Origin of the sequence: Streptomyces sp. NPDC094143 (genome assembly GCF_040303825.1) — a bacterium.
Lineage (GTDB): Bacteria > Actinomycetota > Actinomycetes > Streptomycetales > Streptomycetaceae > Streptomyces.
The window spans coordinates 40,375-50,324 of the sequence record NZ_JBEOTZ010000041.1 but is presented as its reverse complement, the minus strand read 5'-3'; the positions used below and the strand labels follow the sequence as shown (position 1 = coordinate 50,324).

General features: G+C 71.4%; 11 protein-coding genes. All 11 read right to left on the bottom strand.

Translation table 11 applies throughout. From position 1 onward, the window contains the following. Positions 1 to 408: 408 nt before the first annotated feature. Positions 409 to 1,299: a diacylglycerol kinase gene (locus ABTZ58_RS34400; RefSeq protein ID WP_351365581.1), complete on the bottom strand. Its 891-nt coding sequence runs from the start codon at positions 1,297 to 1,299 to the stop codon at positions 409 to 411. Positions 1,300 to 1,330: 31 nt separating this feature from the next. Next, positions 1,331 to 2,293: a twin-arginine translocase subunit TatC gene (gene tatC / locus ABTZ58_RS34395; protein WP_351365578.1), complete on the bottom strand. Its 963-nt coding sequence runs from the start codon at positions 2,291 to 2,293 to the stop codon at positions 1,331 to 1,333. 47 nt (positions 2,294 to 2,340) lie between these two features. Continuing rightward, entirely contained in the window at positions 2,341 to 2,622 is a 282-nt protein-coding gene (tatA, locus tag ABTZ58_RS34390; protein ID WP_351365575.1) for a Sec-independent protein translocase subunit TatA, read from the bottom strand. Positions 2,623 to 2,881: 259 nt separating this feature from the next. Further along, positions 2,882 to 3,076 carry a hypothetical protein gene (locus ABTZ58_RS34385; RefSeq protein WP_351365572.1) on the bottom strand — a complete coding sequence of 65 codons (195 nt, stop codon included), beginning with the start codon at positions 3,074 to 3,076 and terminating at the stop codon, positions 2,882 to 2,884. 45 nt (positions 3,077 to 3,121) lie between these two features. Next, positions 3,122 to 3,415, bottom strand: coding sequence for a CpXC domain-containing protein (locus tag ABTZ58_RS34380; protein WP_351365569.1), 294 nt, complete (start codon positions 3,413 to 3,415; stop codon positions 3,122 to 3,124). A gap of 87 nt (positions 3,416 to 3,502) precedes the next feature. After that, positions 3,503 to 4,627, bottom strand: a complete 1,125-nt coding sequence (locus ABTZ58_RS34375; RefSeq protein WP_351365566.1) for a helix-turn-helix transcriptional regulator — start codon at positions 4,625 to 4,627, stop codon at positions 3,503 to 3,505. A 17-nt stretch (positions 4,628 to 4,644) separates the two neighbouring features. Next, positions 4,645 to 5,622, bottom strand: coding sequence for a helix-turn-helix transcriptional regulator (locus ABTZ58_RS34370; protein WP_351365563.1), 978 nt, complete (start codon positions 5,620 to 5,622; stop codon positions 4,645 to 4,647). Positions 5,623 to 5,750: 128 nt separating this feature from the next. Then, complete coding sequence (locus ABTZ58_RS34365; protein ID WP_019754140.1) at positions 5,751 to 6,122, bottom strand: FKBP-type peptidyl-prolyl cis-trans isomerase; 372 nt, start codon at positions 6,120 to 6,122, stop codon at positions 5,751 to 5,753. Between the two features lie 61 nt (positions 6,123 to 6,183). Beyond that, positions 6,184 to 7,185 carry an FKBP-type peptidyl-prolyl cis-trans isomerase gene (locus ABTZ58_RS34360; protein ID WP_351365560.1) on the bottom strand — a complete coding sequence of 334 codons (1,002 nt, stop codon included), beginning with the start codon at positions 7,183 to 7,185 and terminating at the stop codon, positions 6,184 to 6,186. Positions 7,186 to 7,317: 132 nt separating this feature from the next. Next, positions 7,318 to 8,679 (bottom strand): Pup--protein ligase, encoded by a 1,362-nt coding sequence (gene pafA, locus ABTZ58_RS34355; RefSeq protein WP_351365557.1) that lies wholly within the window; start codon positions 8,677 to 8,679, stop codon positions 7,318 to 7,320. 9 nt (positions 8,680 to 8,688) lie between these two features. After that, on the bottom strand, positions 8,689 to 9,948 hold the full coding sequence (locus ABTZ58_RS34350) for an MFS transporter (protein WP_351365555.1): 1,260 nt from the start codon (positions 9,946 to 9,948) through the stop codon (positions 8,689 to 8,691). Positions 9,949 to 9,950: the final 2 nt, after the last annotated feature.

Below are 9,950 nucleotides of genomic sequence, written 5' to 3'. Positions count from 1 at the left end.
GTCCGGTGCCTCCGGCGTAGTCGAGGATGCGGTCGCCGCTGAGGGCGGTGATCTGTGCCGGGGGCCCGGGGGCCCGGGGGCCCGGGGGCCGGAGGGCCCGGGAGCCGGAGGGCCCGGGAGCCGGAGGGCCCGGGAGCCGGAGGGCCCGGGAGCCGGAGGGCCCGGGAGCCGGAGGGCCACAAATCCCAGAGACGCGCGGCTATGGGTCCAGGGGCCCGGGGGCGACAGGTCCCAGGGGACGCGCGGCGACGGGTTCAGGGGCCCGGGGCAACGAGTCCCAGGGACGGCGGGGCGACGGTCCAGGGGCCGCGAGGCGAAAGCCCCAGGGACCACGAGGCGACGGGCCCGGGGACCACGAGGCGACGGGCCCGAGGGCGACAGGTCCCAGGGACCGCGCGTCGGCGGGTCTCAGGGACCGACGACCCGCACGCCCCCGTGCACGCAGCGCGCGGTCAGCGGCAGCGGACCGAGGGGCTCCCCGTCGGCGTAGCCGGTGACGTCCTCGGCGGCGATCTCGACCCGGGCCGCCCGCAGCACCGTCACCGCGGGGTGGTCGACGTGCGTCCCCCGGTACACCCTCGGGAACACCCGCAGCAGCGTCGTGCGGCTGCAGTCCCCGACCACCGTGATGTCGAACAGCCCGTCGGTCAGGTCGGCGCCGGGACAGATCCGCATGCCTCCGCCGTAGGAGGAGCCGTTGCCGACGGCCACGAGGGTGGCCTCGACCTCGCGCACGTCGCCGTCGTCGAGCCGGATCCGGTACGGGACGGGCCGGAACGCGGCCAGTTCGGCGATCATCGCCAGGTCGTACTTGAGGCGCCCGGCGGGCCGGCGCATGCGGTTGCCGCGGTCGTTGACGCGGGAGTCGAAGCCGGAGGCGAGGACCGTGCCGAACCAGCGGTCGCCCACCCGGCCGAGGTCGACGTCCCGGATCCGGTCGCACTTGAGGGCGTCGGCGATCATGCGGCCCGCGGCGTCCGGCCGGCGCACGGGCAGCCCGAGGGCGCGGGCGAAGTCGTTGCCGGTGCCGACGGCGACCAGGCCGAGCGGGGTGCGCGTACCCGCGACCGCCCGCAGCGCGAGGTTGGCCATGCCGTCGCCGCCGACGGCGATCAGCGCCCCGGTGCCGCCCTCGACGGCGGCACGCGCGCGGACGAGGGCGTCGTCGGCGTCCTCACCGAGCACGGTGCGGACGGAGAACCCGGCCGCCCGCAACGCGGAAGCGGCCGGCTGCGCCGCGCGGGCGCCCCGGCCGCGTCCCGCGGTGGGGTTGACGAAGAGGGTGATCTCGCTGGTCACGACAGTGACCTTATGAGCTGCCCGCCGGTCCTCAGGTCACGTCGTCATAACCGTTGACGCGTTCCGTCCGGTCCGCGCTCGCCTGCTCGGGCAGGGCGGCCCTGCTGGTCGTCACGGGCTCGATCTCGCCGATGTCCTCGGGGGTGAGATCCAGCTCGGAGGCCTCGTCGTCGGCGGGACCGAGGGCCTCGCGGCGGCTGCGGCGACGGTCGTTGACCAGGGAGAAGGCGACGGCCGCGAAGTAGAGGATCCAGATCGGCGCCGCGAGCGCCAGCATGGTCAGCGGGTCCGTGCTGGGGGTGGCGACGGCTGCGAAGACCGTGATGCCCATGATCATGCCGCGCCACCAGCCGAGCATGCGCTTACCGCTGATCACCCCGGTGAGGTTGAGCATGACCAGCAGCAGCGGCAGCTCGAACGAGAGGCCGAAGACGAGCACCATCCGCATGACCAGGTCGAGCAGGTCGTCCAGCGGGAGGAGGTTGGACGTGCTGACCGGGGTGAATTCCAGCAGCACCTTCGCGGTGGTGGGAAGGACCGTGTACGCGAAGTAGGCGCCGATGACGAACAGCGGGGCGCCCGTGGCCACGAAGGCGTAGGCGTACTTCTTCTCGTGCCGGTGCAGTCCGGGCGCGACGAAGGCCCACAGCTGGTAGAGCCAGACCGGGGAGGCCAGGACGACGCCGGCCATGAGGGACACCTTCAGCGCCAGCGTGAAGGGAGTGAGCAGGCCGTTGATGGTGATCTGGGCACACGGCTCGGTGCCCACCTGCGACTTGGCCAGTTCCGCGAAGGTCTTGTCACAGCCGACCGAGTCGAGGATCGGCTCGGTGATCAAGTTGATGATGTCGTTGTAGAAGAAGGCGGCGAAGACCGTGACGACGACGATCGCCAAAATCGCCTTGGCGAGCCGGTTGCGAAGCTCGCGAAGGTGCTCCGCGAGGGGCATCCGCCCCTCGGGGTCCTTCTCCTTCTTGCGGGCAGACTTCAGCAACCCACGTTCCCATCTCGTGCGGCGGGCCGGAGGTCACCGGCCCTGCGTCAGCGCTTGGTCGTGTCCGTCGGCTCGTTGACCGGGCGCGAGCTGGTCACGTCGCCGGGGGCGGCCTGGATGGTGCGCTGCGCGGGCTCGTCGGTGTTGGGCGGACCGGCCGGGGTCGTGGACGACTTGTTCTCGTCCTTCATGGCCTTGGCCTCGCTCTTGAGGATCCGCGCGGACTTGCCGAGCGACCGAGCCATGTCCGGAAGCTTCTTCGCGCCGAACAGCAGGATGATGACGACGAGGATGAGAATGATCTCGGGGGCTCCGAGCCTTCCGAACATAAGTCTTTACCTTCTCACCGAGGCGGCTGTGGTGGGGTGCTGTCCGATCAGTCGGACACATGTCCGAACGATCGTCACGACAGCGATCGTAACGCCCGGGGGTGAACGTGAGGCAATCCCTCTGCAATCCCTGTGCGTACTCCCGTCCGCGACCAGTGCCTCGTTAACCGGGCCGCGACCAGCAGAGTACCTGCCCGAACCGGCAAGGTGACAGGGCGAAGTGGCCCAAAGCGTGACTCACAGCCGCCTGCCCGACGGCTCACAGGGCGTCCGCGGACCGGGCGGCGCTCTCCGCGGCCCGCTCCAGATCCTCGGCGGCGCGGCTGATCCGGCGCGCCGAGTCCGTGACCTGCCTGCCCAGGCGCTGTGCCTCCACGAACACCTGCACGGCGAGCACCCCCAGCACGGCGAGACCCACGAAACCCACAGCGATCGCGAACATCGGCCAGAACATGACGCCGAGCCTAGACCGTCCCGCGGGTCCGGACGCCGCGACCCTCTACACGGTGGAGTGCAGCCGCAGCGTCCGCACACCACCACCGGTGAGCAGCTCCACGATCCGCTCCCCCGCGGGCTTGCGGACGGACGCGCCGCACTCCGGGCAGGTGAAGGAGTAGAAGGTCGTACGGCTCGTGGCGCCGATGGCGAGGCGCAGGGCGCTCGCGGTGAGCTCGAAGCGCTCCCGGCAGTCCGGGCAGCCCGCCCGGAACATCACCGGAGGCACGCTTCTCATCCCGGCGAACGCGGACTCCACCGTCATCCCCCGCGCACCGGACGTCGCCGACTCGGTCACAGCCCTCGCTCCTCTTTCTGGGGTCGTTCGCCTCCGGGGCCGCACGCGGCGGCCTCCGCGGACCGCCCGTGCGGTGAGCGCCCGGACTCACCCGCGCCCGCCACCCGGCCCGTCCGGAACCGCCTGCGCCGCCGCGACCGCCTGTGCCCCGGGCCCCTCGGGCACCTCGGGCGCGACGGGCACCTCGGGCGCGACGGGCGCCCCGGGGGCGGAAGCCGCGCCCGCGGCCTCGACACCGTCGTACGCCGCCAGTGCCTCACGCGCCGCCTGCCGGGCGCTGTCGGCCAGCTCCGGCGGGGAGACGATCCGGCCGTCCCGTCCGAGCCGCAGCGCCAGGCGGCGCAGCGACGCCGGTTCGGGCGTCCGCAGAGTGATACGCAGCCCGCCGTCCGGCAGCTCATCCGCACTGTCGTGCGGGTAGTACTCGGCGACCCACCGGCCGCCGGGCCCGACCTCGATCACGACCTCCGGGTCCTCGGCCGCGGGCTGCACCAGTGCCTCGGACAGGTCGCGCAGCTCGATCTCGGGCGGGGCCGAGGGCTCGTCCAGGATCCTGATCTCGGCGACCCGGTCGAGCCGGAAGGTGCGGCGCGCCTCGGAGCGGCGACACCAGGCCTCGACGTAGGTGTGCCCGACGCTGACCAGGCGGATGGGGTCGATCTCCCGCTCGGTGACCTCGTCGCGGGCGGGCGAGTAGTAGCGGATCCACAGCCGGCGGCGCTCGGCGATCGCCCGGTCGACGTCCGCGAAGACGCCGCCCTCGGACTCGAAGGTCACCGACAGCCGTGAGCTGGCACCCGCGGCCTCGCCGGCCGCGGTCTCCACCTTGGCCGTCGCCCGCAACAGCGCCTGCCGGTCGCTCTCGCGCAGTCCCGGCAGGGTGGCCACGGCCCGGGCGGCGACGAGCAGCGCGGTGGCCTCGTCGGCGGCGAGTCTGAGCGGCTCGGCGGCCTCGGCGGCCAGGGCGGCCGGGTTGTGCCACCAGATGCGCTCGCCGTCGGTGTCGATGTCGAGGAGGTCGCCGCCGCGGAAGCTCGTGCCGCACATGGGCAGCACGTCGAGGTCGGAGACCAGCTCGTCCTCGGTGATGCCGAAGGCGCGCGCGACGTCCTCGACCCGGGCCCCGGGGCGCTCCCTGAGGTACGTCACCAGGGAGAGCATCCGCCGGGTCTGATCGATGGCGTTGACCGCCCTGACCGGTTTGCCTGCCACTGTCGCTCCGCTCCCCCTCAGCCCTTGGCCACGGCACGCAGCCGGTCCACCACGTCGGCCCGCAGCTCGGCGGGCTCCAGGACGACCACGTCGGGCCCGAACTCCACCAGCCAGGCGTCGAGACCGTGGCCGTACGGAATCTCCAACTCGTCCCAGCCATCGCCGAGTTCCCGGACCGAGGTGGCCTTCGCCCGAAGGGGGTACCCGGCGTCCGAGCGCAGCCGGATCCGGGCCGAGCGGTCGGCGATCTCCCCGGCCCAGCCCGCGACGGTCTCCCGGACCGTGACGACGTCCGGCACATCGGCGGTGTACCGGCCGCCGCGGGAGCGGACCTTGCCGGTGATCCGGGACAGCCGGAACACCCGCTCGGCGCCCCGGTCGCGGTCCCAGCCCGCCAGGTACCAGTGGCCCCGCCAGCACTCCAGTGCCCACGGCTCGACGTGCCGCTGCTCGGGGTGGGCGGCCGTGGCCTTGCGGTAGTCGAAGACGACGGGCCGCCGGTCCCGGCAGGCCAGCATCAGCGGCTCGAACGCCGCCTCGTGCACAGGGATCCGCGGCTCCAGCGCGCCGTGCGAGCCATACGGGTCGACGTCCTCGGGCAGCCCCGCCGCGCGCAGCTTCTGCAGGGCGCCGCTGGCCGCGCCGGCGAGCCGGGCCTGCTGCCACACCTTGGCGGCGAGCCCCAGCGCGGCGGCCTCCTCGGCGTCCAGGGTGATGGGCGGCAGGCGGTTGCTGTCACGGCGGGCCATGTAGCCGACCTCACCGTCGAGGCTCTCGACGGTCTCGATGACCAGCCCGAGTTCGCGCAGGTCGTCCTTGTCGCGCTCGAACATGCGGTTGAAGGAGTCGTCGCTGCCGCTCGGGCCGTTGCCCGGCCCGAAGGCCTCGACGTAGGCCTCGATGGAGTCACGCAGCTCGCGCTTGCTGAGCGGCCGGCGTGTCCCGAGCAGACACAGTGCCAGGTTCATCAGCCGCTCGGCCTTGGCAATGGCCATCGACGCGCTTCGCCTCCCTATGGTGCTTACGAGCGATGACCGTACCGCCACAGGGTGGTACGGCAAAAGCCGAGGGCCCATGCCCGAGCAGGCATGGGCCCCACATGATCGAGTCTGTCGGTCCTTGCTCAGACCCCGAGCAGGTCGACCACGAAGATCAGCGTCTCGCCGGGCTTGATCGCCGGGGTCGGGCTCTGGTTGCCGTAGGCGAGGTGGGCGGGGATGGTCAGCTGGCGGCGGCCGCCGACCTTCATGCCCTGCACGCCCTGGTCCCAGCCCTTGATGACCCGGCCGCCACCCAGGGGGAAGCGGAACGGAGTGCCGCGGTTCCAGCTGGCGTCGAACTCCTCACCCGTGCTGAAGGCGACACCCACGTAGTGCACGGTGACGGTCTGGCCGGCCTGCGCGACCGGGCCGTCGCCTTCCCAGATGTCCTTGATCTCGAGGTCCGCCGGGGGCTCGCCGCCCGGGAAGTCGATCTCGGGCTTGTCGATGCTCACGTCTGCTGCTCCTGCTTGTCTGCGGAAAGGCGAACACGCACAGTCTTACATCCCGCACGCCTCACAGCTTCGCGAGGATGTCCACCGAGAAGACCAGCGTGGAGTCCTTCTTGATGCCGCTGCCCTGCGGCGGGTTGTCGCCGTAGCCCAGCTCCGGCGGGATGACGATCAGGACCCGGCTGCCGACCTTCTTGCCGGTCAGGCCCTGCGCCCAGCCCTTGACGACCTGCTGCAGCGAGAACGACACGAGCTGCTTGTTGGCGTACGAGGAGTCGAACTCCTTGCCGTCGTCCCACAGCACGCCCTTGTACTGCACGAGGACGCTGTTCTCGGCGGCGACCTCCTCGCCGTCGCCCTCCAGGACGTACTCCGCGACGAGCTTCTTCGGCGCGGCCTTCTTGGGCACCTCGATGGAGGGGGCCTTGCCGTCGGTGTTGGTGCCGACCTTGGGCAGGTCCGCGTTCTGCTGCGGGACCTCCTTGCCCTTGGCGGAGCTGGTGGCGTTGAACGCGTCCTGGATGTCGACGACGAAGACCAGCGTGTCGGTGCCCTTGATGCCCGCCTGGGCGTTGCCCTGCTTGCCGTAGCCCCAGGTGGGCGGGACGGCCATCTCGACGCGGCTGCCGGCCTTCTTGCCCGCCAGCGCGTACCGCCAGCCGTCGATGATCTGGCCCTGGGTGAGCTGGATGGCCAGGCGGGCCTTGCGGTCGTAGGAGTTGTCGAAGACCTTGGCGGTGTTCCACACCTGGCCCAGGTAGTTCGCGACGACGAAGTCGTTCTCCGCGACGGTCTTGCCGCCGCCCGCGATGAGGGTCTTCACCGCGAGGTCCTTCGACGGCTCGCCACTGCCCTTCGCGACCGTGGGCTTCTCGTCGAACTTGGTGCCGGCCGTGACCGCGGGCAGCGGGCCTTCGACGATCTTCGGCGACGGAGCGGCGGACGGACCGGACGCCGAGGGCGACGGGCTGTCGCTGGCCTTGCTCGAGTCGGACTTGTCGTCGCCGCACGCGGCGAGCGTGGCCAGACCTGCGGGCACGGTGAGAAGAAGTGAGCGTCGGCGCACTGTGGGGGCCTCGTAATCGGTTGATCTCTTGGATGGAGTGCGCGCAACTCTACGGCGTGAGCAGGGCGCCGTACTGGGAACGTACGGCGCCCGTGTGGCGTTCCGGCGATTCTCCCGCGCCGGTGCGCCGGCTCACATTCCGGCGATCAGCTTCTCCACGCGGTCGTCCACCGACCGGAACGGGTCCTTGCACAACACGGTGCGCTGCGCCTGGTCGTTGAGCTTGAGGTGCACCCAGTCGACCGTGAAGTCGCGGCGCTGCTCCTGGGCCCGCCGGATGAAGTCGCCGCGCAGCCGGGCCCGAGTGGTCTGCGGCGGGACGGACTTGCCCTCGAAGATCTTCAGGTCGTTGCAGACGCGGGTCGCCTGCCCCTTCTTCTCGAGCAGGTAGTACAGGCCACGACGGCGGTGGATGTCGTGGTAGGCGAGGTCTATCTGGGCGACCCGCGGGTGCGACATCGTCATGTTGTGCTTGGCCCGGTAGCGCTCGATGAGCTTGTACTTCATGACCCAGTCGATCTCGGTGCCGATGCGGTCGAGGTCCTCGGACTCGATCGCGTCGAGCGTGCGGCCCCACAGCTCCAGGACCCGCTCCACGGTGCCGGTGCGGATGCCGCGGCGCTCGCAGAAGTCCAGGGCCTTCTCGTAGTACTCGCGCTGCACCTCCAGGGCGGAGGCCTCGCGGCCGCTGGCCAGGCGGACCTTGCGGCGGCCGGTGATGTCGTGGCTGACCTCCCGGATGGCCCGGATGGGGTTCTCCAGGGTCAGGTCCCGCATCACCGTGCCCGCCTCGATCATGCGCAGCACCAGGTCGGTGGCGCCGACCTTGAGCAGGTTGGTGGTCTCGGACATGTTCGAGTCGCCCACGATGACGTGCAGGCGGCGGTAGCGCTCGGCGTCCGCGTGCGGCTCGTCGCGCGTGTTGATGATCGGGCGGGAGCGGGTGGTCGCCGAGGAGACGCCCTCCCAGATGTGCTCGGCCCGCTGGCTGACGCAGTACACGGCACCGCGCGGTGTCTGCAGCACCTTGCCGGCGCCGCACAGCAACTGCCGTGTGACCAGGAACGGGATCAGAATGTCCGCGAGACGCGAGAACTCCCCGTGCCGCGCCACGAGATAGTTCTCATGGCATCCGTAGGAGTTGCCCGCCGAGTCGGTGTTGTTCTTGAAGAGGTAGACGTCGCCCGCGATTCCCTCCTCGTGCAGGCGTCGTTCGGCGTCCACCAGGAGTCCTTCGAGAATGCGCTCGCCGGCTTTGTCGTGGGTGACCAGTTCGATCACGTTGTCACATTCGGGTGTGGCGTATTCCGGATGCGATCCCACGTCGAGATAGAGGCGGGCGCCGTTTCGCAGAAAGACATTGCTGCTACGGCCCCATGACACGACACGGCGGAAGAGGTACCGCGCCACCTCGTCAGGAGACAGGCGGCGCTGTCCCCTGAACGTGCACGTGACGCCGTACTCGTTCTCCAGCCCGAAAATGCGGCGGTCCATGAGGGAACATTACGCCCGATCCCCTGAACTGAAACGGGGTTCGACGGCACGGTTCGGATCATTTTCCGAACCGGCCGCGACGACTGCTCCCCGGCCGGGAGCTGCGACTACCCGTCCTGTGGCGGCCAAAACCAGCAGGGACACGCCACCCGCGACGGCCGGCACGGCGAAGCCCCACTGCGCCCCGCCCGCCTCCACGACGGGCCCCGCGACGCCCGTTCCGACCGAGTGGCCCACGGTGAAGGTGGTCACCAGCCAGGAGAACGCCTCGGTGACCGTGCCGCGCGGGGCGTGCCGGTCGACCAGGACGAACGCGCAGGCGATGGCGGGCGCGAGGAAGACGCCGGCGAGCGCGGTCAGCGCCACCATGGGCACCGCGTCCGGCATGAGCATCAGCGGCAGGTGACACACCACCAGGAGGGCCACCAGCACCCGCAGTCGCCGCGCGGGCTCACCGGCCCACTGCCGGGCGCCGTAGACGGCACCGCCCACCAGCGCGCCGAAGCCCAGCGCCGCCATCAGCCACCCGTACACGGCGTCACCGCCGTGGTCGTCCGCGTAGGGCACGGAGGCGACCGTGATGGACCCCAGGGCCATCCCGATGAACAGGAACGCCGCGAGCAGGGCCAGCAGCCCCGAAGAGCGCAGCGCACCGAGCCAGTGGGCCTCGCGCGGCGCCGACCGCCAGGCCCGCGAGGGCGCCGACACGACCACGGACAGCGCCCCCAGCACTCCTATGACGTTCAGCACGAGCAGCGCGGCCTGCGCGGACCACAGGGACACGCACAGCGTCACCAGCAGCGGCCCGACGGTGAACATCACCTCCTGGGCCACGGCGTCCATGGCGTACGCCGTGTGCACCTGGTCCTCCCGGCGCAGCACGGAGGGCCACAGCGCCCGCAGCCCGCCCTCCAGGGGCGGCGTGAAGAGACCGGCGGCCGCGACGGCGAGGTACGCGAGCGGGAGCGGGCCGATGCCGAGGAAGGCGAATGCGGCCATCGCCAGTGCCGACAGCGCGGCGGCGGGCAGCTGCACCCGCGGCTGTCCGCGCAGATCCACGAGGCGTCCCAGCACCGGCTGGCCGACGGCGTTGGCGACGCCGTACACCGCCGCCAGCGCACCGGCCAGGCTGTACGTGCCGCCCTCCGCGCGCACGAAGAGCACGATCGCGATGGCGGCCGTGGCGTTGGGCAGCCGGCCGACCAGTGTGCCGACGAGCAGCCGGGCGGCGTGTCGCGCCCGAAGGATCTCCAGGTATCCCGTGGCCATGT

Excerpts from the sequence above, each read along its gene's own strand:
- tatA (WP_351365575.1), bottom strand. The coding sequence starts at position 2,622 with ATGTTCGGAAGGCTCGGAGCCCCCGAGATCATTCTCATCCTCGTCGTC.
- ABTZ58_RS34385 (WP_351365572.1), bottom strand. The coding sequence starts at position 3,076 with ATGTTCTGGCCGATGTTCGCGATCGCTGTGGGTTTCGTGGGTCTCGCC.
- ABTZ58_RS34370 (WP_351365563.1), bottom strand. The coding sequence starts at position 5,622 with ATGGCCATTGCCAAGGCCGAGCGGCTGATGAACCTGGCACTGTGTCTG.
- pafA (WP_351365557.1), bottom strand. The coding sequence starts at position 8,679 with ATGGACCGCCGCATTTTCGGGCTGGAGAACGAGTACGGCGTCACGTGC.
- ABTZ58_RS34350 (WP_351365555.1), bottom strand. The coding sequence starts at position 9,948 with ATGGCCACGGGATACCTGGAGATCCTTCGGGCGCGACACGCCGCCCGG.